Source organism: Mesorhizobium sp. M0910 (genome assembly GCF_040319465.1).
Lineage (GTDB): Bacteria > Pseudomonadota > Alphaproteobacteria > Rhizobiales > Rhizobiaceae > Mesorhizobium.
The window spans coordinates 231,390-254,149 of record NZ_JAMYNZ010000003.1 but is presented as its reverse complement, the minus strand read 5'-3'; the positions used below and the strand labels follow the sequence as shown (position 1 = coordinate 254,149).

The window sequence follows — 22,760 nt, the reverse complement described above, 5'->3', positions numbered from 1 at the left end:
ACCGGCCCGGCTATGCGCGTGGAGAAGCTTGTTGCCTATACTTGTCACCGGTGCCGCGGGGTTCATTGGCAGTCACGTTTGCCACTATCTGCTCGACCGGGGACAAGCGGTCGTCGGCGTCGACAACATGAACGACTATTACGACCTGGCGCTCAAAAAGGGGCGGCTTGCCCGCCTTCTGCCCCGCAAGGATTTTTCGTTCCACCAGCTCGATATTGCCGAACAGGGCGCGCTTGCGGCTGCTCTGGCCGGGCAAGGCATCGTCAGGATCGTGCATCTCGCCGCGCAGGCCGGTGTGCGTCACTCACTCGACAATCCGCGGCTCTATGTCCGCTCCAATGTCATGGGCCACCTCGAAGTGCTCGAATTCTGTCGCGCCGAGCCGGCATTCGAGCATCTGGTCTATGCCTCGTCGAGCTCGGTGTATGGCGGCAACCGCAGCGTGCCGTTCAGCGAAGCCGATCAGGTCGACAAGCCCGTTTCGCTCTACGCCGCCACCAAGAAAACCGATGAGTTGATGAGCCACACCTACGCCCATCTGTTCGGCATACCGCAGACCGGCCTGCGGTTTTTCACGGTCTATGGTCCTTGGGGCCGCCCCGACATGGCCTATTGGATGTTCACCCGGGCGATGCTCGAGGGCAAGCCGATCCGGGTTTTCAACAATGGCGAAATGTGGCGCGATTTCACCTACATAGACGATGTGGTTAAGGCGGTCGTCGCCGTGCTCGACAAGCCGCCGGCAGCCGACGTTCCGCCGAACAGGCTCTACAATGTCGGCAACAACCGGCCGGTGCGTCTGGGCGACTTCATCGACATTCTGGAAAGGCTGCTCAAGGTCAAGGCAATCCGCCACAACGAGCCGATGCAGGCGAGCGACGTCGAGAAGACTTACGCCGACATGAGCGCGCTGGAGCGGGATTTCGGCTTCAGGCCTAGCGTTTCGATAGAGGACGGGCTGAAGAAGTTTGTCGACTGGTACCGGCCATACTCGAAGCAGTGATTTGCACCACTCGCCGTGACGCCTTCAAGCGGGACACCTGGAGTGGGCACAAGCCGGTCCGCAAAAGCATCGTTTTGTCCTAACATCCTGTTAACCACATGCTCGCTGAAAGGTATCCGATTAACCTTTGAGGCGCTTATGACGGCTATGTTTCGTGGCTTGCTGTTCAATATGAGCTGTGTGGATGTGCGGATTCGGGGGCTATTTCGGTTCAGTCCGGGATGCGGAAGCTTTGCTTGCGCGCATGACGTCCGCGATCGCCCATCGCGGACCGGATGAACAAGGCAAATTCGTAGCGCCCGAGGCTGGACTCGGGCATGCGCGGCTGTCGGTGATCGGAATTGGTGATGGCCAGCAGCCGATGTCCGACGAAACCGGCAATTTGACGATTGCGTTCAACGGCGAGATTTTCAATTACGTGGAATTGCGCGAAGGGCTGCTGGCCAAAGGCCGACGCTTCCGCACGTCGAGCGACACCGAGGTTCTCCTGCAGCTGTATGAGGAAATGGGCGAAGACTGCCTCCCGCTCCTGAACGGTGATTTCGCCTTCGCGATTTGGGATAGCCGGCGGCGGCGGATGGTGCTTGCAAGAGACCGCATGGGTGTTAGGCCGCTGTTCTACACCAGCAAGGACGGGGTGGTCTACTTTGCGTCCGAGATAAAAGCCCTGCTGAAGGTACCCGGCATCTCTGCCGAAATCGATCCGATTGCACTCGACCAGATCTTTACGCTTTGGGCGCCGATCGCGCCACGCACGGCTTTCCGGGATATCCACGAGCTGGAGCCGGCAAGCGTAATGATCGCGACCGAGGGGCAAGTGACGGTCAAACCATACTGGCATCTGGACTATCCTCATCGAGATGCGCCATCGAAGATCACCAATGAGGACGACGCGGCCGAGGAACTGCGGACCTTGTTGACCGACGCGGTGAGGCTTCGCATGCGCGCCGACGTGCCGGTCGGTTCTTACCTTTCGGGCGGGCTCGATTCATCCCTCGTTTCGGCACTCGCGGCCGGCATGACTCCTCTTAAGCTGCAGACATTTTCCGTAACGTTCGACAGCGGCGAGCATGACGAAAGCGCCTTCCAGACCGAAATGGCGTCAGCACTTGGCACGCGCCATCGAACCATAGCCTGTCGTGCCGGTGATATCGCCGGCGTGTTTCCCGAAGTCATCCGCTTTACCGAGCGGCCGATCATCCGCACCGCCCCGGCCCCCCTCTATCAACTGTCCGGCCTCGTTCGCCAGGCCGGTTTGAAAGTGGTGCTGACAGGCGAAGGCGCCGACGAAGTCTTTGCCGGCTATGATGTCTTCAAGGAAGCGCGGGTTCGCCGTTTCTGCGGACGACAGCCGGCATCGCGCATAAGACCACAGCTGTTCCGGAAGCTTTATCCCTATCTGCCAGGTCTGCAGCAGCAGTCCGTAGAGTACCTGGCCGCGTTCTTCGGCACCGGCAGCGCAGCCCTGGACGATCCGCTGTTCTCGCATCGGCCGCGTTTCAAGACCACATCAGCGGCCAAGATGTTTTTCTCCGGTGACCTGCGTGCGACATTGAAGGGCTACGACGCAGCCGAGGAACTGGCCGGCCGGTTGCCTGAGGCGTTTTCCCGGTGGCATCCGCTGCATCAAGCGCAATATCTCGAAACCCGCTTTCTCCTGCCGGGCTACATCCTCTCCAGCCAGGGCGATCGCATGGCCATGGCGCATGGTATCGAAGGGCGTTTCCCCTTCCTTGACCATCGCTTGGTGGAGTTTGCGGCAAGACTTCCGCCGGAGATGAAGCTCAAGGGACTGGTGGAAAAACACATACTGCGCAAAGTTGCCAAGCACCTGCTTCCGACGGCCATCAGCGAGCGCACCAAACAGCCTTACCGGGCGCCGGAAGCCCGCTCCTTCGTTGGACCCGGAGAACTGGACTACATACGCGACTCGTTGAGCGAGGCAAGCATCGCCGCCGGAGGACTATTCAACGCCAAGGCGGTGGCGAACCTGCACGAGAAATGCCGCTTGCAGCCCGCGTCCGGATTCCGCGACAATGCGGCTTTCGTCGGCATTTTGTCGACGCAGCTGTGGCAGAAGATTTTCACCGGCGAAAAGGTCGGTGCAGCACGAGCGGCCTGAGAAATCGAGGGAATGAAAAATCATGGTAGCAATCAAGGACAAGGTCAAAACCTTTATCGTCGACAACTTCTTGTTCGGCGACACGTCCTACGAGCTTGCGGACTCCGCGTCACTGATCGAAAACGGCATCATCGATTCGACGGCCGTGTTGGAGCTCGTGGCATTTATAGAGGATGATTTCGGCATAGCGATGGTCGATGCCGACATCGTACCGGCCAATCTGGATTCGATTGACCGCATCTCAGCCTTCATCAAGGCAAAAGCAGAAGCGCTGGCAGCGTAGGCGCCATCGGCGAGGAGCGTCCGTGCGAATCGAACATTTTCTGACGGCGAAAGCCGCTGCCGATCCAGCCAAAACGGCATTGATCACCGAGCACAAAAGGCTGTGCTACGAAGAGCTGGACGATCTCTCGAGCCGCCTGGCCGCCGCCCTTTTCATGAATGGCGTCAGGCGCGACGACCGGGTCCTGATCTTCATGGACAATTGCTGGGAGGCTGCGGTTTCGATTTTCGCGGTTCTTAAAGCAGGCGCGACTTTCAGTCCGATCAACGCATCCACTAAGGCCGAAAAGCTGGCCTACATTATCACCGATTGCGATGCGGCCGCGATTCTCACTCAAGCAAAACTGATGCCCGTGGTCGCGGAGGCGTCAAGATACTCCGGCAAGACCGGTATCTTCGTGGCTTCCACCGTTGCTGCCGATAACCAATGCCCGGCAGGAGCCACATCCCTGGCGGATTGCTTGACGTTTCAAGCCGGGGAGATTGACCATCGCGGCATTGACGTCGATCTTGCGATGTTGATCTACACCTCGGGCTCGACCGGCCGGCCCAAGGGTGTGATGATGACGCACCGCAATTGCGACGCGGCGGCCGACTCCATCACCACTTATCTGCGCAACTCGCCCGACGACATCATCTTGAATGTTCTGCCGCTCGCCTTCGACTACGGCCTCTATCAGTTGCTGATGGCCGTCAGGCTCGGCGCCACGCTCGTGCTCGAGAAGTCCTTCGCTTTTCCCCAGGCGGTCTTTGAACGCATCCGCCAGGAACGAGTCACCGGGCTTCCGCTCGTGCCCACGATGGCAGCGATGATCCTGCAGATGCGTGATCTGGCGCCGGGCTTCCTGCCCAGCCTTCGCTATATTTCCAACACGGCGGCTGCCTTGCCGCCCTCTCACATAGAACGCCTTCGGTTCCTTTTCCCCGGTGTCAGGCTCTATTCGATGTATGGCCTGACGGAATGCAAGCGCTGCACCTATCTGCCGCCCGAGGAGCTCGACCGCCGGCCGGGCTCGGTCGGAATAGCCATTCCGAACACCGAAGCCTTTGTCGTCGACGACCACGGGCAACGGGTGCCGCCGGGCGTAGCAGGCGAGCTGATCATTCGCGGGCCGCACGTCATGCAGGGTTATTGGCGAAACGAAGCTGCGACAGCACGAGCCCTGCGCCCGGGTCCGAACCCTTGGGAGAAGGTTCTCTACACCGGCGATCTGTTCAGGGCCGATGAGGAGGGCTTCCTTTATTTCGTCGGCCGCAAGGACGACATCATAAAGTCGCGGGGGGAGAAGGTGGCGCCCAAGGAAGTGGAAGCCGTGCTTCACGCTCATCCGGGCATCGCGGAAGCGGTGGTTGTCGGTGTGCCGGATCCCGTGCTCGGGCATTCGATCGGCGCAGTTATCGTACGGTCCGACCCGGCGCTTAGCGAAAAGGATATCATCCGTCACTGTGCACGCCACCTTGAGGACTTCATGGTCCCCAAGGTCATCGAGTTCCGCCGGGAACTGCCGAAGACTGATACCGGCAAGGTCAGCCGTCGGCTTGCGGCAGAAACCATGGAGGCCGCGCAATGAATGTTCGCCCGACCGAGGATGCGCGGGCCTTTCTGACGCAGGCTCTGGCAATCGACCTGATCACCGAAACGGACCGTATCGTAACGGCCTTGCGCCAGCAGTTGCGCGGGCTTCGCAAGCGGGGCCTTGTGCTCGGTCTTTCGGGCGGGATCGATTCGAGCGTGTCGGTCGCGTTGGCGGCACGAGCCGTCGGGCCCAAGAATGTGCTTTGCCTGTTCATGCCGGAAAGCGATTCCGATCCTGAAAGCCTGCGGCTCGGCCGCCTCGTCGCCGAAACTTTCGGTGTCGAGGCTGTGACGGAGGATATAGGGCCGATCCTGCGCGCAATGGGCTGCTACAAGCGTCGCGACGCCTTCATCCGCGAAGTGGTCCCGGAATACGGCGAAGGCTGGGCCTCGAAGATCGTCATCGCGAACGCGCTCGAGGGCGGGGGTTACAACATCTCATCCCTGGTGGTGCAGGATCCGGACGGCAAGCAGACGAAACTGAGAATGCCGCTGCCTGTCTATCTCGGCGTCGTCGCCGCTACCAATATGAAACAACGCACCCGCAAGCAGATTGAATACTATCACGCCGACCGCCTGAATTTCGCCGTTCTTGGAACACCGAACCGGCTGGAATACGATCAGGGTTTCTTCGTGAAGAACGGTGACGGCGCCGCGGACGTCAAGCCGATCGCTCATCTCTATAAAACGCAGGTCTATGCGCTCGCGGCCCATCTCGGTGTTCCGGAGGAAATCCTCAACCGGCCTCCGACCACCGATACCTACTCGCTGGCGCAGACCCAGGAGGAGTTTTACTTCTCGCTTCCTTATGACCGCATGGATCTGTGCCTTTACGGTCTCAACAACGGCGTGGCGGCTGAGGTAGTGGGGCAGGCGGCGGGGTTGGCCGCCACACAAGTGGAAAGCGTCTGGGCCGATATCATCGCCAAACGCAGGGCGACGCGTTATCTGCACCAGCGTCCGCAACTCGTTGATGTCGTCGAGGAAATCGGCACCTGACAAACAGGTAGAGCGGTGTGCACGGTTCGATTTGCATGCATCCCGCTCTAGCTGAAACGGGTGCCGATCAGCCGGCTCCATTGCTCGCCCGCAAGCCCGTTCAGGAAAACTTGCGAGTTCTTCATGGCGTCCAACAGCTCTGGATCACGTGAATGCACCACCGTTGAAGCAACGGTCAGGAAAGCGATCCGTCGTCCAAGCATCGCCTCTAGAAGTGCAGGTTGAACACGTCCGCGCAGGCCGCTGACGCCGCGCGCGGCGGCATGATCGATCAGGCAGTCTATCACGGAGCCCGCCTGGCCGGGCAGGGCGAGGATCTGCAGCACGCGGCCAATTTCATACTTCCGTGCGTAATAGGCGAAAGCGCCGACATTGGTGCCGACTGGCGACGTCACGCAAACGTAGACAAGCTCGCCCAGATCCGGCTTTTGTGCGGCATCGGTCAGGATGTGGTTGAGTTGGTCTTCCGTCCATTCCGGGCGTAGCGCGAAACGCGCGATAAACGGCTCGATTAGCTTGGCAAATGTGTGGCTGTCGATTTCGGACATGCGAAATCCCCCGTGACCTGCCCCGTCCGCCGCCACACCCGACCAGCGTCGTTCGCTGGACGTCATCCTCCTGCAATAGAATCGGTCGACGGCACGCGCCAACGGATTGAGCACTCGGGCAAGCTCCATGCGATTGGCGGAAAGGCTGAGCATGAAGGTCGCTGGCCGCATCACACGCACCCAGTCGAGGCTGTATTGCGGCAGGACCACGCCGCGCAGCCGGGTCCACAATTTCACCGAGATATCGTTGGCCGTCTCGCTGAAGGAGATGTCCTGCGGACCATCCAGGTAAGCTTTCAGCAAGCGGGCGCCGGCCAGCGGGTCGTGCTCATGGTCCTCGACCATGAGCGAGCTACAGATGGCGGCGCGTACTTGACGGCCGTTGAACGTCATCGGCAACACATGAACACCGACAAACCCGGAGACACGACCGGCGTCGTTGACGTGGACAAGCGACCGGAGGCTATCTCCGCAACCGGGCGCATCCAGATAAAACCGTTTCATGTATTCCACGAGAGAGGCCGGCGCTTCGGTCCTTTCCTTCAGCAGCACGCGTTGAAACATGTTCGCGACTGCTGGGAGATCGGCGCCTTGCAAGGCGCGAATGACGCTCAAGCCCGGCTCCCGCCACCAAAGTTCCACCCACCGAGCTTCCGGGCCAAGGCGACACGAGGCACGAGAACATCGGGCGCGCGTTCCAATTCGACGCCCATGAAGCCGTGGAACCTCGGCCAGTTGCGATCGCCCGGGTGACCGAACGGAATGCTGAATTGCTGCGGCAAGGTGAACCCTTTGCTTGACCGACGAAAAACCGGCGTCATTGCTGCTAGCAGATTCAGGTAAACCGATATTAAAGTCGTTGCTTTGAATGGTAGCGAACCTGGTTGTCCGGGCCTCATACTTGGGCATCAGCAATTTTGGTTCCTGGCGGACGACCGGCGTGAGTTGCGTGCTCCACGTCGAACCGTTTCGGCTAGCCAAAGTTTCGTGCGGCGGCTCTTGACTGGGAGCGCGGGCGGAATACGGTGAGGACAAATACCGGCTCTGGCCGCCGGGCGGCAAGAATGCCTCGTATGCCTCGCCTTGCGGCGGTGGCTGCGGGGCATTGTCATTTTGAGGCTTTGCTTGAAACGGCATATCGAGATCGGCATTCTCTATTCGCGGTCCGGCAACTACCGGCTGGTGTCCGAATCCTGCCGCGCGGGCGCGGTGAACGCCATCGCGGACGTCAATGCCGATCCCGCTGTCCCCTTCGAATTCGTCCCGGTCGAGCGCGACCCGCAGGGCAACATCGATCGGTATGCAAGCGGCTGCGCCGACATTCTCGCCAACAGTGGCGCGCGTCACATCATTGGCTGCGTCACCTCGTGGAGCCGCAAGGAGGTCATTCCAATCCTGGAAAGGGCAGGCGGCACGCTGTGGTACGCCTGCCCGTACGAAGGTTTCGAAGCCAACGAGCACGTCGTCTATACGCACGCCTGCCCCAATCAGCATCTCGTACCGCTGCTTGCCTATGTCGTGCCTCGTTTCGGCGCCGACGGCTTCCTGCTCGGTTCCAACTACATCTGGGGTTGGGAGACCAACCGTGTGGCGCGCGACCTGATTGCGGACGCCGGCGGCAAGGTGCTGGGTGAACGCTATCTGCCGCTCGGCGAGGTCGATGTTGCGCGGCTGATCGCGGAGGTTCAGGCGACGAGACCTGATTTCATTCTGAACAATCTCATCGGCCCTTCGTCCTATGCCTTTATCGCCGCCTATGCCGAGCTTGGCCGGCGGGACCCGCATTTCAGGCCGGAGCGTTGCCCGATCCTGTCCTGCAATCTCACGGAATGCGAATTGCCGGCGCTCAACGGGGCAGGCAATGGCCATCTTTCCGTTGGGCCCTATTTTCACGATATCTCGGGCGCGGATCGCGGAGCGGCTTCAGTGTCTTCCGTTATGCCTGCCTCATCCTTCGAGGCGGCTGCTTATGCCTCGGTGCGCACGCTCGCAGAGATACTCACCCGCAACCCCGGTGCACAATGGATGGACCTTCCCAAGGTCTTTGCCGGAACATCATTTCGAACACCGCTGGGCGACATCGCCATCGACCCGCAAACCCAGCATGCTACGTTGCCAGTGCAGATCGGACGTATCGATGGAACATCGTTCAAAACGGTCACGCTGACGAAGGGCGTGGCACCCGATCCCTACCTTTCCCGCTATGACCGGACGGAGACGTTCGGGCGGCCACGCCTGCGGGTGGTGTCGTGAGCAAGATGGCGCGTATCCCGAACCTTGGAGGCGCCAGGGCTTTTGTCCTGCATCGTCCACATCCGACCGTGCAGGCGATCACAAGACAATTGTCGGCCATCGGCCTTGAGGCGATTGGCTTCTGGCCGGAACTGCCGGCCGAAGCCTTGGCGGCGGACTTCGTCTTCTTCGACGTCGACCTCGGCTTTGACGAGCAATTTCCGTGGAAGCCGGGCGAGGCCCCGATGCCGCTGATAGCGCTGATCGGCTCCGAGGCGCCGGGGCGTGTCGAATGGGCACTGTCGCACAAGGCCGATGCCCAATTGCTGAAACCAGTCGGCAATGCCGGCGTCTACAGCGCGCTTTTGATCGCAAGGCAGAGTTTCGAGGCGCGCAAGCTTCTGGCCGGCGAGATCGCCTCGCTTCGTCAGCGGGTCGCGGAGCGCCAGACCATCGTACGCGCGGTGGAGGCCTTGTCGAAGGGCGTCGAGGACGGCCGTGCCTATGCGCAGCTCCGCTCGCTGGCAATGAGCTGGCAAATCAGCGTCGAGGAAGCAGCGCGCAGGATCGTGGCGATGACACAAGAAGAAGGCGACGATGACCAATCCGATCGCGCCTGAGCTTTCAGCCGCCGGGCGTATGCCGGCCAAGCCTCGCGCCGGCCTCTGGCGACGTCTGCTAAAACGGCCTCTCGCTTTGCTCGGCCTCGGGATTATTGCCCTTGTCTTGGCCGGCGCCATCCTTGCACCGTGGCTGACAGGCTACGATCCGAACGAGCAGATGTTCGACGGGCTCACGCTTGAAGGCGCGCCACTGCCGCCGGGAGCCCAGTTCTGGCTAGGCACCGACCTGCTTGGCCGCGACCTGCTGACCCGTCTCCTATTCGGCGCGCGCACGTCGCTGATCATCGGCATCGTCGCCAATGGCGTGGCGCTTCTGATCGGCACGCTAGTCGGCATCACCGCCGGCTACTTCCGCGGCTGGATCGGAAGCGCGCTTATGCGCTTCACCGATTTGATGATGGCTTTCCCCGCGCTGCTGCTCGCCATCTGCCTGGCGGCGGTCCTCCAGCCGAGCCTGTGGATCGTCGCCATGGTGATCGCATTGGTGAACTGGGTGCAGACCGCCCGCGTCATCTACACCGAGACAAGTTCGCTCTCCGAGCGCGAGTTCATCGATGCCGAGCGCACCATCGGCGCAAGCTCTCCACGTATCCTGTTTCGCCATATCCTGCCCCACCTTTTGCCGACGATCATCGTCTGGGGCACGCTCGGCATCTCGACGACGGTGCTTCTGGAAGCGACGCTCAGCTATCTCGGCATCGGCGTGCAACCGCCGACTGCTTCCTGGGGCAACATCATCTTCGAAAATCAAACCTATTTTCAGGCAGCGCCCTGGCTGGTTTTCTTTCCGGGTGCGGCGATCCTGGCGCTGGCGCTAGCCTTTAACCTGGTCGGCGATGCGCTGCGCGACATCCTCGATCCGACGCAAAGGGGGCGGGCATGATCGCCTATCTCGGCCGCCGCGTTGTCCAGTCGGTTCTCATCTTGCTCGGCGTCTCCCTGATCACCTTTGCGCTGCTCTATCTGCTGCCCGCCGATCCTGTCCGCCAGATCGCCGGCCGCAGCGCAACGCCCGAGACGGTCGAGAGCATCCGCCGGCAGCTCGGTCTCGACCAGCCCTTTGTCGTCCAGTACTGGCACTACCTGACCAGCCTTCTCAGCGGCGATCTGGGGCGCTCCTACATTCAGCGCTCGGAGGTCACGGAGCTTATCGTCTCGCGGCTGCCGGCAAGCCTGCTGCTGATGGTCGGCGCCATTGCTTGCGAAGTCGTGATCGGGCTGACGATGGGCCTCATCGCCGCCATCAAGCGTGGCACCGCCACCGACCAGTCGCTGATGGTCGCCTCCTTCGTCGGCGTCTCGGCACCGCAATTCGTCGTCGGCCTGCTGCTGCTTTATGTATTCGCGGTGCGGCTCGGCTGGTTCCCGATCGGCGGTTACGGCACCTGGCGTCATCTGGTGCTGCCGTCGCTGACCATGGGAATTCTTGGCGCCGGGTGGTACGCCCGCATGATGCGCTCGGCGATGATCGACGTGCTGCGCCAGGATTACGTGCGTACCGCGCGTGCCAAGGGTCTTGCACGCAGCGCCATTATCTTCCGGCACGCGCTGCCCAACGCCATCCTGCCGGTCATCGCCATGATCGGCATCGACATCGGCATCTTCATGGGCGGCATCGTGGTTGTCGAAAGCGTGTTCGGCTGGCCAGGCATCGGCCAGCTAGCCTGGCAGGCCATTCAGCGCATCGACATTCCGATCATCATGGGGGTCACCCTGGTTTCGGCCTTTGCCATCGTGCTCGGCAATCTCCTGGCCGACACTGTCGCACCGTTCATCGATCCGCGCATCAAGCTCAGATGAAAACCCAAAAATCAGAGAAGGGAACATGACATGAGAAAATATCTGATATCCACCGTGGCAGCATCGGCGCTTGCGCTGGTGCTTGGCATGACGAGCGTACGCGCCGAAGACATTGTCGATCCGAATGCCAAGCAGGGCGGCGCGATCACCATCACCTACAAGGACGACGTCGCCACGCTCGATCCGGCCATCGGCTATGACTGGCAGAACTGGTCGATGATCAAGAGCCTGTTCGACGGGCTGATGGACTACGAGCCGGGCACCACCAACCTGCGGCCCGACCTTGCCGAGAGCTACGAGATTGCGCCTGATGGCAAGACCTTCACCTTCAAGCTGCGCCATGGAGTGAAATTCCACAACGGCCGCGAGATGACCGCCGACGACGTGAAATATTCGCTCGACCGGGTCACCAATCCAAAGACACAGAGCCCGGGTGCCGGCTTCTTCGGTTCGATCAAAGGCTATGACGATGTCGCTGCCGGCAAAGCGGAAAGCCTGGCCGGCATAACCGTCGTCGATCCCTACACGATCAAGTTCGAGCTGACCCGGCCCGACGCCACCTTCCTGCATGTCATGGCGATCAATTTCTCGCACGTCGTGCCGCATGAAGAGGTCGAAAAATACGGCGCGGACTTCGGCAAGCATCCGGTCGGAACCGGCGCCTTCAGGCTCGCCGAATGGACGCTCGGCCAGCGCGTGGTCTTCGAGCGCAACCCGGATTACTGGCACAAAGGTCTGCCGCATCTCGACAAGATCACCTTTGAGATCGGCCAGGAGCCGATCGTGGCGCTGCTGCGGCTGCAGAAAGGCGAGATCGACGTTCCCGGCGACGGCATTCCCCCGGCGAAATTCCAGGAGGTGATGGCCGATCCCGAGCAGAAGGCCCGTGTCGTCGAGGGCGGCCAGTTGCACACCGGCTATATCACCATGAATACCACCATGGCGCCCTTCGACAATGTGAAGGTACGGCAGGCGGTCAACATGGCGATCAACAAGGACCGCATCGTCCAGCTGATCAACAACCGTGCGGTGCCGGCCAATCAGCCGTTGCCGCCGTCGATGCCTGGCTACGACAAGGAATTCAAGGGCTATCCCTATGACGTGAGCAAGGCCAAGGCTTTGCTTGCCGAGGCCGGGCATCCCGACGGATTTGACACGCAGCTGTTTGCCATGAACACCGATCCCAACCCGCGCATCGCGCAGGCCATTCAGCAGGATCTGGCGGCGGTCGGCATCAAGGCCAGTATCCAGTCGCTAGCGCAGGCCAACGTCATCGCCGCCGGCGGCGACAAGGCCGGTGCGCCGATGATCTGGTCCGGCGGCATGGCCTGGATCGCCGACTTCCCCGATCCGTCGAACTTCTACGGCCCGATCCTCGGCTGCGCTGGTGCCGTCCCGGGCGGCTGGAACTGGTCGTGGTATTGCAACAAGGACCTCGACGCCAAGGCAGCCGAAGCCGACTCCATCGTTGACCCGGCCAAGGCTGGCGAGCGCGCCAAGATGTGGAGTGAGATCTACGGCAAGATCATGGAAGACGCGCCCTGGGCACCGGTGTTCAACGAGCAGCGTTTCACCATGAAATCAGCCCGCATGGGTGGCGCCGACAACCTTTATGTCGACCCGGTCCACATCCCGATCAACTACGACAATGTGTATGTGACCGATGTGCAATAACTGCGACTACACCATCCACGGGCGCCACCATCATTTCGGCTGGGACAATTCCTTTGTCCCGGCCGAACGAGTGGCGCCAGGGTCGACGATCGAGTTCCAGTGCCTGGACTCGTCCGGCGGGCAGCTGACGATGGAGAGCACCGTCGACGACGTTGCTGTGCTCGATTTTGCCAAGGTGAACCCGGTCACTGGGCCGATCTATGTCGACGGGGCGGAGCCGGGCGACGCCCTGAAAATCACTATCGAGGCGTTCAAGCCGTCCGGCTTCGGGTGGACGGCAAATATCCCGGGATTCGGTCTGTTGGCGGATGACTTCACTCAACCGGCACTGAATATCTGGAAGTACGACGCCGCCTCGCTCGAGCCGGCGCTGTTCGGCAAGAGCGGCCGGGTGCCGCTCAAGCCCTTCGCCGGCACCATCGGCAATGCCCCGGCTGAGCCGGGTCTGCATTCGGTGGTCCCGCCGCGGCGCGTGGGCGGCAATCTGGACATACGCGATCTCGCTGCCGGCACGGTGCTCTACCTGCCCGTAGAGGTCGCGGGAGCGTTGTTCTCGGTCGGCGACACGCACGCCGCGCAAGGCGACGGCGAGGTCTGCGGCACGGCAATCGAGAGCCCCATGAATGCCGTGCTGACGCTCGATCTGGTCAAGGATGCCCGGCTGCGGACGCCGCGTTTCACAACGCCCGGTCCGGTGTCGCGGCATCTCGACGCCAAGGGCTATGAGGTGACAACCGGTATCGGGCCGGATCTGATGGATGGCACCAGGAGCGCCGTCTCCCACATGATCGACCTGCTCTCCGGCCGCTACGGCATGGATCCGGTAGATGCCTATATGCTCGTCTCGGTTTGCGGTGACCTGCGCATCAGCGAGATCGTCGACATGCCCAACTGGGTGGTTTCGTTCTACTTCCCCCGCTGCGTCTTTGAATGAACGTGGAGGACATCAAACGATCCGGGCAGGCCGCCGCAAAGAGTGGCTCCATTAGGCCGGTACTCAGCGTCTCAGGTCTGAGCGTCGCCGTGCGTGGCGAGGAGGGCGAGCGCGACGTCGTTTCCGACCTGACATTCGGCCTGATGCGCGGCGAAACGCTTTGCATCGCCGGCGAGTCCGGTTCCGGCAAGTCGATGACGGCGCTGGCCATCATGGGCTTGCTGCCGCAGCCGGCGGCACGCATCAGATCAGGCTCCATCCGGCTCGGCGATCAGGATCTCGCGGCTCTCAGCGAGAGCGGAATGCGCCGCATCCGCGGCAACCGTATTGCAATGATCTTTCAGGAACCGATGACATCGCTCAATCCGGTTCTGTCCATCGGCCGTCAGCTCACGGAGGCGATCGAGGCACACACCTCGCTGTCGCGCTCCGACTCGCGGCTGAGGGCGCTCGAGGCGCTGAAGGCAGTCCGAATTCCGGATGCCGAACGGCGGCTCGAGCACTATCCGCACGAACTCTCAGGCGGCATGCGTCAGCGCGTGATGATTGCCATGGCTCTGGCCCTGAACCCGGATGTGCTGATCGCCGATGAGCCGACGACCGCCCTCGATGTCACGGTTCAGGGCGAGGTGCTGGAGCTGCTGCGCGACCTGCAGCGCGAGCACGGCACCAGCGTTATCCTGATCACGCACGACATGGGCGTCGTCGCCGAGATGGCGGACCGCGTCATTGTCATGCGCGACGGCCGGATGGTCGAGCAGGGCAGGGCGGCTGACATCTTCAATCGCCCGCAGGCCGACTATACGCGCGAGCTTCTGGCCGCCGTGCCGCGTATCGGCGGCGGACGGATGGCCGAAGACCGACAGGATGCCGCCAACATGCCGGCCGAGCTTGTACATGTCGGCGATCTTCACGTCCGCTTCGACCTGCGTGGCGGCTTCTTCGGCCGCGTCGACCGCAGGGTGCACGCGGTCGAAGGCGTCAGTTTCTCGATCGCGCCGCACGAAACCCTGTCGCTGGTCGGCGAATCGGGCTGCGGCAAGTCGACGACGGCCAAGGCGATCGCCGGGCTGGTGCCCTACATCGGCAGCATTTCAATCGGCGGCCAGGACTTGTCGGCACTCAGCCGAAAGGAGCGCAAGGCTGTCCGCCGCAATGTGCAGATGATCTTTCAGGATCCCTTCGCGTCCCTCGACCCGCGCATGCGAGTAGGCGATCTCGTCGCCGAGCCTCTGCTGATCCACGGCCTTGGCGACAGAGAGCAACGGCGTGCCCAGATCGCCGCCCTGTTCGAACGCGTGGGCCTCTCCGCTGACCAGATGGAGCGCTATCCCCACGAATTCTCCGGCGGGCAGCGCCAGCGAATCTGCATTGCACGGGCGCTGGCGCTGCGACCGAAGCTGATCATTGCCGACGAGAGCGTCTCTGCTCTCGACGTGTCGGTGCAAGCGCGCGTGTTAAGTTTGCTGAAGGAACTGCAGCGCGAATTTGGCGTCGCATATCTCTTCATCTCGCACGACATGGCGGTGGTAGAAAACATCTCCGATCGCGTGGCGGTAATGTATCTGGGGCAGATCGTCGAGATGGGCACCCGCGACCAGATCTTCTCCAACCCGTGCCATCCTTACACAAAGCGGCTGATCGAAGCCGTTCCGGTTCCCGATCCAGGCCGCCGGCGCGCCCGGTTCGCCCGCTTGGACAGTGAAATTCCAAGCGCTGTGCGGCGCATCGGTGACGAGCCCCGGAAGCTCAAGCTTGAAGATGTTGGCGACGGCCACCTCGTCGCCACTTGAGCGAGCTTAGGCTACCTCGTCCAGCCAATCCGCAGGGCTCGGGGACAGCAGCCTATGCGATGCTCGGGCGCGGGAAATGATCGGCGATGCTGCTGCCGTGACAGCGCCAGTCGGCGATGCCAGTTTACATCTGACATGTTAGCGTGCTAACGCTACGTGCACATTGATTTCAACGGAGTTCGCATTGCCTTCCCGCTTTGGTCTTTCGGTTGCCCTAACCACACCCTTCGACCCGTCGGGGCAGATAGCGCTCGCGCCGATGATCGCGCATGCCCGAGCCTGCCTCGGCGCCGGCTGCAGCAGTGTGACGCTGTTCGGCACCACCGGCGAAGGAGCCTCGGTCGGCACCGACGAGCGGCGGATCGTGATCGAGGCCATGCTGGCGGCCGGTATTCCGGCACATCAGCTCGTTACCGGCGTGCTGGTCGATGCAGCCGAAGATGCCGCCGATCAGGCCCGGCACGCTTTGCAGCGCGGCGTTCGCAACATTCTGCTGGCTCCGCCGAGCTACTTCAAGAATGTCGGCGAGGACGGGCTGTTCGGATGGTTTTCCGCCGTCTTCGCCGCACTCGGTCCGCTGGCGCGCGACGTGCTCCTCTATAACATCCCCTCAGTCACCATGGTGCCGCTCCCGCTTGGGCTGATCGGCCGGCTGCGCACCGCTTTTCCCGCCGCGGTGGCCGGGGTGAAGGATTCCGGTGGGGACTGGAGCTACAGTGAGGCGCTGCTTGAAGCGCACGGCGATCTGGTGATCCTCATCGGCGACGAACGGCATCTGGCGAGAAGCGTGCGCCGCGGCGGACAGGGTGCGATTTCCGGCATGGCTAATTTTGTTACCGGCGAAATCCGCGCAATGGTCGAAGAGGGCCGCGACGACTCACGCGTCGAGGACTTCGTGCTCGAATTGCTCAAATACCCGGTCACGCCGGCGGTGAAGGTCATGGTCGCGCGCAAGATCGGCGACGAGCGCTGGCTGGCGGTTCGCCCGCCCCTGGAGGCGATCGGCCCGCAAGGACAGCGGCAGCTTGCTGCTGCATACGACAGGCTGTTTGCGACAGAGGCGGCCTGACCGACAAGGCCGGGCTGACCGACAAGGAAGCGAGCTGAAGTGGAAGACGGCAGCGAACCGATCACTCTCCGGGAGAAAGCCTATGCCAGCTTCACGCGGCATTTGCTGGCCCGTGATCTGCGGCCGGGGCAATTCGTGTCACAGCGCGAACTGGTCGCTTTCACCGGACTGCCGCTGGGTGCCATTCGCGAGATCGTTCCGCGTCTCGAGGCTGAGGGACTGCTGACCACCATCCCGCAGCGCGGCATGCAGATCGCGCATATCGACATCAATCTGATCCGCGAGGCGTTTCAGTTTCGGTTGTTCATGGAACGCGAGGCAGTGGCGCTATTCACGACCAGCGCTTCTGATGCCGAACTTGCCCGCATGCGGCGCGAACATGAGGAGATGTTGGCTCAAGCTCTGGGACAGGCGCCGACGCCGGAAATGGAGGCCAAGGCCCAGAACATCGACTGGGCCATGCACGACACCTTCATCAATGCGCTCGGCAACGAGATTATCGCCAAGGCCTACCTGGTCAACTCGGTGAAAATCCGGCTGATCCACCAGGAGCGTTTCCGCATCGACGGACGTGTGGTGCCGGTGATGCGCGAACATTTGGCTGTCATCGAAGCTATGGAGAGCCGCAATCCGCAAAAGGCGGTTGAAGCGATCAGTCTGCATATCGACAATGCGCGCCGGCTGGCGCTCCAGATCTGAGGAAATATAGCCGCGCCGCGGGTTCGCGGCGCATCCACAACGACAGCAACCGGGAGGAAGAAATGTCGTCCAATCTGTTCAACCCAACCAGGAGGCAACTCCTTGCCGGAACCGCAGCGCTAACCGCTGCCGGCCTTGTGGGGCTTCGCCCCGGCTTTGCCGCAGGCGTCGACTGGAAACGCTTTGCCGGGACGACGCTTGACGTCAATCTGGTGAAAAGCCCGCGCAGCGACACTATCCTGAAATATCTTGCCGAGTTCGAGGAACTGACCGGCATCAAGGTCAATGCCGAGGCGACGCCCGAGCAGCAGCAGCGCCAGAAGACGGTGATCGAGTTGAGCTCGGGCAAGCCGAGCTTCGATGTGGTGCATCTGAGCTACCACGTGCAGAAGCGCCAGTTCGAGAAGGGCGGCTGGCTGGCCGACATCGCCGGCTATCTCGCCGACCCGTCGCTCACCGATCCGGCGCTGGTCGAAAGCGACTTCGCCGAAGCCGGCATGCTGTTTGCCAAGGACGGCCAGGGCGTGCTGCGCTCGCTACCCTTCTCGGTGGACTACTGGATCCTCTACTGGAACAAGGAGCTGTTCGAGGCCAAGGGCCTCAAATACCCCGAGGCCTTCGAGCAACTGGTGGCCGCCGCCGAAGCGCTGACCGACCCCTCGACCAATACATACGGCTTCGTCGCCCGCGGGCTCAAGAACGCAAACACGCCGGTGTGGACGTCGCTGATGCTCGGCTACGACATGACGCCGCTCGATGACAAGGGCAAGCTGCGCACCGAGGCTCCCGAGGCGGTCGAGGCTGCCGCGCTCTATCAAAGATTGATGACCAAGTCCGCCCCTCCGGGCGTCACGGGGTTCAATTGGGCCGAAGCACAGTCTGCCTTCCTGCAGGGCAAGATCGGCATGTGGTTCGACGGTGTGGGTTTTGCGCCGCCGATGGAAAACCCGGAAAAGTCGCGGGTGGTCGGCAAAGTCGGTTACGGCGTCATGCCCAAGGGTCCCAAGGCGCATGCCTCGGGCACCTTCGGCGACGGGATTGGCGTTACCGCCGCCAGCGAGAAAAAGGAGGCTGCCTATCTGTTCTGCCAGTGGGCGGTATCGCCAGCCATGGGTGCACGGCTGTTGCAGGCCGGCGCCGGTGTTCCGTTCCGCAAATCAGTGCTGGAGGATCCCAAGGTGCGCGAAGGCGTCACCATGCCGGCAAGCTGGCTCGATGCCGTGGTCGGCTCGGGCAATATCAGCCGGCTGGCGCTGCCGGTCATCATCCCCGTCACCGAATTCCGCGACATCTATGGCGTGGCGCTGACCAACATGATTGCCGGCGCCGATCCCGCCGCGGAGCTGAAGAAGGCCACCGAGCAGTTCCAGCCGGTTCTCGACAGGAGCGAGCAGGGCTGATGTCGGCCACCACCCCAGAACAGACCGGGGTGACGATGCCGGTTATCGACGGGAGCCAGACCATCCGGCTGGCTCCCAACTACTGGCCTTTCGTTGTCCCCGCACTCGTCGTCGTCGGCGCCGTCATCGTCTTCCCCTGGGCTTTCACCCTGTGGATGAGCGTCAACCGCTGGACGCTCGGCCAGTCGCGGAGCTTTGCCGGGATGGAAAACTATCTCCGCCTGGCCAGCGACCCACGTTTCTGGGAATCCCTTGTTCATACGTTGACCTACACCTTCCTCTCGGTTGCAGCGCCGATGCTGCTGGGCACTCTGGCCGCCCTGATTTTCGACGCCAGGTTTCCGCTGCGAGGCTTGCTGCGCGGCGTCTTCGTCATGCCGATGATGGCGACACCCGTTGCCGTGGCACTGGTTTGGACCATGATGTTCCATCCTCAGCTTGGCGTGCTCAACTACCTGCTGTCGCTGGTCGGCATCCCGGCTCAGGAATGGATATTCAACGCCAACACGGTCATCCCGTCGCTGGTTGCGGTCGAGACCTGGCAGTGGACGCCGCTGGTCATGCTGATCGTGCTCGGCGGGCTCGCCTCGGTGCCGCGCGAGCCCTTCGAAAGCGCCGAGATCGACGGCGCCAATGCCTGGCAGCAATTCCGCTATCTCACTCTGCCGATGATCGCGCCGTTCCTGATGATCGCGGTCATCATCCGGACCATCGATGCGTTGAAGAGCTTCGACATCATCTACGCGATGACCCAGGGCGGCCCGGGCACGGCGTCGGAGACCATCAACATCTATCTCTACAACACCGCCTTCTCCTACTACGATATTGGCTACGGTTCGGCCATGGCCGTGGTGTTCTTCGTCGTCATCGTGGCCCTGTCTTTTGTCCTGCTGATGCTGCGCCAACGCTCGCAGTGGATCGATACGGAGGGCAAATAGATGAGTTCACGGCTGCTCAACCAGATCGGTCTGTTTTTCGCTGCCCTGGTTTTCGTCTCGCCGGCGATCCTGTTCTTCCTCTGGATGATCTCGTTGTCGCTGAAATTCGAAATCGATAACGGTGCCTATCCGCCGATCCTTATCCCCGAACGTTTCGCCTGGTCGAACTATGTGAAAGTGTTCGAGGAGAACAATTTCCTGCTGTATCTCTGGAATTCGGTTCTGGTCACCGGCACGGCGACCTTGCTGGCGCTGTTGATCGGCGTACCGGCCGGTTATGGCATCGCACGGCTCAAGGCTGAACGATCGGCGGTCGTCATCATGATCGCCCGCATGACGCCCGGACTATCCTATCTCATCCCGCTGTTTCTGCTGTTTCAATGGATCGGGATCCTCGGCACGCTCTGGCCGCAGATCATCATCCACCTGGTGGTGACGGTGCCGATCGTGGTCTGGGTGATGATCGGCTATTTCGAGACCACGCCGATGGAACTGGAGGAGGCGGCCAACATCGACGGCGCCAGCTCCTGGCAGGTTTTCCGGCTGGTTGCCCTGCCCATCGCCAAGCCGGGCATCGTCGTCGCCTTCATCCTGTCCGTGATCTTCTCGTGGAACAATTTCGTTTTCGGCGTGGTGCTCGCCAGCCGTGAGACGCGCACACTCCCGGTCGCCGTCTACAACATGCTGTCCTACGAGCAGGTCAGCTGGGGGCCGCTCGCCGCGGCGGCGCTGGTGGTGACGCTGCCGGTGCTGATCCTGACCATGTTCGCGCAAAGGCAGATCGTCGCGGGGCTGACCGCCGGCGCCGTCAAGGGCGGCTGAGGACGCGGCCTGACATCACCCTTTTCCAGGAAAGATCCAATGGCATCGGTAACAATCAACAACGTGCAGAAGGCCTTCGGGGCCACCAAGATCATTCACGACGTCAGCGTCGACATCGCCGACGGCGAATTCGTCATCCTGGTCGGTCCGTCGGGATGCGGAAAATCGACGCTGCTGCGCATGATCGCAGGCCTTGAAACGATCTCCGGCGGAAAGATCGCCATCGGCGAACGCATGGTCAACAATCTGCGCGCGCGGGACCGGAACATCGCCATGGTGTTTCAGAATTATGCGCTCTATCCGCATATGACTGTTGCCGACAATATGGGCTTTGCCCTCAAGATCAAGAAAGCCGATCCGGCCGACACCGCTGGCCGGGTCCGGAAGGCAGCCGGCATTCTTGGCCTGGAAAAGTTGCTTGACCGCTATCCGCGCCAGCTTTCTGGCGGCCAGCGTCAGCGCGTTGCCATGGGCCGCGCGATCGTACGCGACCCACAGGTCTTCCTGTTCGACGAGCCGCTCTCCAACCTCGATGCCAAATTGCGCGTCCAGATGCGCGGCGAGATCAAGGCCCTGCACCAGCGGCTGGGTACTACGACGATCTATGTCACGCACGACCAGATCGAGGCCATGACCATGGCCGACAAGATCGTCGTGCTGCATGACGGCCTAGTCGAGCAGATCGGCGCGCCGCTGGACCTCTACGACCGTCCGGCCAACCTCTTCGTTGCCGGTTTCATAGGCTCGCCCGCCATGAACTTCATTGCCGGCCGCATCGAGGAGGGCGTGTTCCGCAGCGCCGGCGGGTTGATCCTGCCGTTGCCGGAAGGCGCCCGGCCGAAGGATGCCGCGGGACGCGAACTCGTCTACGGCATTCGACCGGAACATATCCGGGCAACCGGGCAGGGCGTGCCGGGCACGATCACGCTTCTCGAGGCGACCGGCTCGGAAATCTTCGCCAGGGTCGATTGCTCCGGTGAAGAAATCTCCTGCCTCTTCCGAGAAAGGCTTGCGCTCAAGCAAGGCGAAGGGGTGCGGATCGAAATCGATCGCGCATGTGCGCATCTGTTCAACGCAGCAACCGGTCGGCGCATCTGACTCGGTGGTTGGTGAATGCGTGGTTGGCCTTAGGTCGGCAATGCGAATTCACCGGCGAGTTCGATGGCGCGGCCTTCGCGGGCCGATCTCTCGGCGGCAAGACCCATGACGACAGCCCACCAGCCGTCTCGCAAGGTCACTTCCACTTTGCCTTGTCCGCGCACCGCAGCGGTGAAGCGAGCGTGCTCGAAAAAGGTCGAACCGTTATGGTCGCCTGCCTCGAGCAGCCGGGGGTCGACGGGAATCTCCAGCAGTCGTGGTCCAGGCGGATCGCGCGGGCTGACGATCAACTGGGGCACTGGCGCAGGGCCAAGGTGGGTCGGCCAGAAACGGCCTGGTCCGGGCACCAGACATTCGATCTTTCCGTCGCCGCCGACAGCGCAGAGTTCCTCCTGGTAGCGGCTGCCCTCGGCAAACATGCAGAGTTCCAGCATGGCGCGCGCGCCGCTCGCGAAATCAACCAGCACATAGCCATGGTCAAGGATATCCGGCCTCTCACCGCCATAGCGTTCGTCGAGATGGTTTACGGCCTGTCCAGCGCTCGCCATCACACGGACGGGATCCGATTCAAGGATCAGCCGCATCAGGTCGAAGAAGTGGCAGCACTTCTCGACGAACGTGCCGCCGGTGTTGCGGTTGAAGCGGTTCCAGTCGCCGACTTTGGCCAGAAACGGGAAGCGGTGCTCGCGGACCGTCAGCATGCGGATGCCGCCGGTGGCGTGGCGCGCCTGCTCGATGAATGCGGCGACGGGCGGCATATAGCGGTATTCCATGGCCACCCAGACAAGCGGAAGCCGAGCTTTCAGCGCCGCGATCCGCTCCTCGTCGGCGGCGTCGGTGAAGAGCGGCTTTTCCACCAGTACCGGCAGTGGTCGAAGTGCGGCGATCTGCTCCATCTGACTGAGGTGCTGGTGATTGGGGCTGGCAATCAAGACGCTGTCCACCTCGTCCATCGCCAGCAGTTCGGCGATCGATGCCGCCGATCGCGCGCCCGACGCCGTCGCCAGCGACGCCGCCAACATGCCGGGGTCCGGCTCGACGATCGCGGCCACGTGCGCGTCGGGCAACAGAGCGATATTGCGGATATGCTCGCGGCCCATCATGCCGCAGCCGATGATGCCGTAGCCGATCGATGATCTGGTCACGCT

Annotated in this window: 20 protein-coding genes; 18 read left to right on the top strand and 2 right to left on the bottom strand. The window is 62.0% G+C overall.

Features of this window, described 5'->3' with window-relative positions; genetic code table 11:
* The first annotated feature begins 31 nt into the window (after nt 1–31).
* From NKH78_RS08855 to nadE, 5 genes are all read left to right on the top strand, one after another.
* On the top strand, nt 32–1,003 hold the full coding sequence (locus tag NKH78_RS08855; protein WP_352737047.1) for an NAD-dependent epimerase/dehydratase family protein: 972 nt from the start codon (nt 32–34) through the stop codon (nt 1,001–1,003).
* Between the two features lie 184 nt (nt 1,004–1,187).
* Nucleotides 1,188–3,125: an asparagine synthase (glutamine-hydrolyzing) gene (gene asnB, locus NKH78_RS08850; protein ID WP_352737046.1), complete on the top strand. Its 1,938-nt coding sequence runs from the start codon at nt 1,188–1,190 to the stop codon at nt 3,123–3,125.
* 19 nt (nt 3,126–3,144) lie between these two features.
* Nucleotides 3,145–3,408, top strand: a complete 264-nt coding sequence (locus NKH78_RS08845; protein WP_254818658.1) for an acyl carrier protein — start codon at nt 3,145–3,147, stop codon at nt 3,406–3,408.
* Nucleotides 3,409–3,430: 22 nt separating this feature from the next.
* Nucleotides 3,431–4,978, top strand: a complete 1,548-nt coding sequence (locus NKH78_RS08840; RefSeq protein ID WP_352737045.1) for a class I adenylate-forming enzyme family protein — start codon at nt 3,431–3,433, stop codon at nt 4,976–4,978.
* Entirely contained in the window at nt 4,975–5,982 is a 1,008-nt protein-coding gene (gene nadE / locus NKH78_RS08835; protein WP_352777218.1) for an NAD(+) synthase, read from the top strand. The genes NKH78_RS08840 and nadE overlap by 4 nt, the downstream gene beginning before the upstream one ends.
* 47 nt (nt 5,983–6,029) lie before the next feature.
* Here nadE and NKH78_RS08830 read toward each other — a convergent pair whose 3' ends face one another.
* Entirely contained in the window at nt 6,030–7,145 is a 1,116-nt protein-coding gene (locus NKH78_RS08830; RefSeq protein ID WP_352505197.1) for a hypothetical protein, read from the bottom strand.
* Between the two features lie 510 nt (nt 7,146–7,655).
* On the opposite strand from NKH78_RS08830, the gene NKH78_RS08825 reads away from it, so the two are divergent.
* The 13 genes from NKH78_RS08825 to NKH78_RS08765 all read left to right on the top strand — a co-directional run bounded on the left by NKH78_RS08825 (nt 7,656) and on the right by NKH78_RS08765 (nt 21,612).
* Entirely contained in the window at nt 7,656–8,783 is a 1,128-nt protein-coding gene (locus NKH78_RS08825; RefSeq protein WP_352688934.1) for a transporter substrate-binding protein, read from the top strand.
* Nucleotides 8,780–9,382 carry an ANTAR domain-containing response regulator gene (locus NKH78_RS08820; protein ID WP_352645958.1) on the top strand — a complete coding sequence of 201 codons (603 nt, stop codon included), beginning with the start codon at nt 8,780–8,782 and terminating at the stop codon, nt 9,380–9,382. Before NKH78_RS08825 ends, NKH78_RS08820 begins: the two co-directional genes overlap by 4 nt.
* A 19-nt stretch (nt 9,383–9,401) precedes the next feature.
* Nucleotides 9,402–10,268: an ABC transporter permease gene (locus NKH78_RS08815; RefSeq protein WP_352777429.1), complete on the top strand. Its 867-nt coding sequence runs from the start codon at nt 9,402–9,404 to the stop codon at nt 10,266–10,268.
* Nucleotides 10,265–11,185, top strand: a complete 921-nt coding sequence (locus NKH78_RS08810; RefSeq protein WP_352777223.1) for an ABC transporter permease — start codon at nt 10,265–10,267, stop codon at nt 11,183–11,185. The genes NKH78_RS08815 and NKH78_RS08810 overlap by 4 nt, the downstream gene beginning before the upstream one ends.
* A 30-nt stretch (nt 11,186–11,215) precedes the next feature.
* Nucleotides 11,216–12,859: an ABC transporter substrate-binding protein gene (locus NKH78_RS08805; protein ID WP_352777226.1), complete on the top strand. Its 1,644-nt coding sequence runs from the start codon at nt 11,216–11,218 to the stop codon at nt 12,857–12,859.
* Entirely contained in the window at nt 12,849–13,793 is a 945-nt protein-coding gene (locus NKH78_RS08800; RefSeq protein WP_352777228.1) for an acetamidase/formamidase family protein, read from the top strand. Before NKH78_RS08805 ends, NKH78_RS08800 begins: the two co-directional genes overlap by 11 nt.
* The gene (locus NKH78_RS08795; protein WP_352777230.1) at nt 13,790–15,586 is read left to right on the top strand and encodes an ABC transporter ATP-binding protein; all 1,797 of its coding nucleotides are present in this window, start codon (nt 13,790–13,792) and stop codon (nt 15,584–15,586) included. Before NKH78_RS08800 ends, NKH78_RS08795 begins: the two co-directional genes overlap by 4 nt.
* A 184-nt stretch (nt 15,587–15,770) precedes the next feature.
* Complete coding sequence (locus tag NKH78_RS08790) at nt 15,771–16,655, top strand: dihydrodipicolinate synthase family protein (protein ID WP_352777232.1); 885 nt, start codon at nt 15,771–15,773, stop codon at nt 16,653–16,655.
* Between the two features lie 39 nt (nt 16,656–16,694).
* Nucleotides 16,695–17,354 carry a GntR family transcriptional regulator gene (locus NKH78_RS08785; protein WP_023674176.1) on the top strand — a complete coding sequence of 220 codons (660 nt, stop codon included), beginning with the start codon at nt 16,695–16,697 and terminating at the stop codon, nt 17,352–17,354.
* Nucleotides 17,355–17,416: 62 nt separating this feature from the next.
* Nucleotides 17,417–18,754: an extracellular solute-binding protein gene (locus NKH78_RS08780; protein WP_352777233.1), complete on the top strand. Its 1,338-nt coding sequence runs from the start codon at nt 17,417–17,419 to the stop codon at nt 18,752–18,754.
* Nucleotides 18,755–18,789: 35 nt separating this feature from the next.
* On the top strand, nt 18,790–19,692 hold the full coding sequence (locus NKH78_RS08775) for a carbohydrate ABC transporter permease (RefSeq protein ID WP_352476784.1): 903 nt from the start codon (nt 18,790–18,792) through the stop codon (nt 19,690–19,692).
* Nucleotides 19,693–20,514, top strand: coding sequence for a carbohydrate ABC transporter permease (locus NKH78_RS08770; protein ID WP_023674179.1), 822 nt, complete (start codon nt 19,693–19,695; stop codon nt 20,512–20,514).
* 39 nt (nt 20,515–20,553) lie between these two features.
* Nucleotides 20,554–21,612, top strand: coding sequence for an ABC transporter ATP-binding protein (locus tag NKH78_RS08765; protein WP_352777235.1), 1,059 nt, complete (start codon nt 20,554–20,556; stop codon nt 21,610–21,612).
* Nucleotides 21,613–21,641: 29 nt separating this feature from the next.
* On the opposite strand, the gene NKH78_RS08760 is transcribed toward NKH78_RS08765, so the two are convergent.
* On the bottom strand, nt 21,642–22,715 hold the full coding sequence (locus NKH78_RS08760; protein WP_502899797.1) for a Gfo/Idh/MocA family protein: 1,074 nt from the start codon (nt 22,713–22,715) through the stop codon (nt 21,642–21,644).
* Between the last annotated feature and the right edge of the window lie 45 nt (nt 22,716–22,760).

Bases quoted from the DNA above. Each gene is read 5' to 3' on its own strand.
- asnB (WP_352737046.1), top strand. From the start codon at position 1,188: ATGTGCGGATTCGGGGGCTATTTCGGTTCAGTCCGGGATGCGGAAGCT.
- nadE (WP_352777218.1), top strand. From the start codon at position 4,975: ATGAATGTTCGCCCGACCGAGGATGCGCGGGCCTTTCTGACGCAGGCT.
- NKH78_RS08815 (WP_352777429.1), top strand. From the start codon at position 9,402: ATGCCGGCCAAGCCTCGCGCCGGCCTCTGGCGACGTCTGCTAAAACGG.
- NKH78_RS08810 (WP_352777223.1), top strand. From the start codon at position 10,265: ATGATCGCCTATCTCGGCCGCCGCGTTGTCCAGTCGGTTCTCATCTTG.
- NKH78_RS08805 (WP_352777226.1), top strand. From the start codon at position 11,216: ATGAGAAAATATCTGATATCCACCGTGGCAGCATCGGCGCTTGCGCTG.
- NKH78_RS08800 (WP_352777228.1), top strand. From the start codon at position 12,849: ATGTGCAATAACTGCGACTACACCATCCACGGGCGCCACCATCATTTC.
- NKH78_RS08795 (WP_352777230.1), top strand. From the start codon at position 13,790: ATGAACGTGGAGGACATCAAACGATCCGGGCAGGCCGCCGCAAAGAGT.
- NKH78_RS08780 (WP_352777233.1), top strand. From the start codon at position 17,417: ATGTCGTCCAATCTGTTCAACCCAACCAGGAGGCAACTCCTTGCCGGA.
- NKH78_RS08775 (WP_352476784.1), top strand. From the start codon at position 18,790: ATGCCGGTTATCGACGGGAGCCAGACCATCCGGCTGGCTCCCAACTAC.
- NKH78_RS08770 (WP_023674179.1), top strand. From the start codon at position 19,693: ATGAGTTCACGGCTGCTCAACCAGATCGGTCTGTTTTTCGCTGCCCTG.
- NKH78_RS08765 (WP_352777235.1), top strand. From the start codon at position 20,554: ATGGCATCGGTAACAATCAACAACGTGCAGAAGGCCTTCGGGGCCACC.
- NKH78_RS08760 (WP_502899797.1), bottom strand. From the start codon at position 22,715: ATGATGGGCCGCGAGCATATCCGCAATATCGCTCTGTTGCCCGACGCG.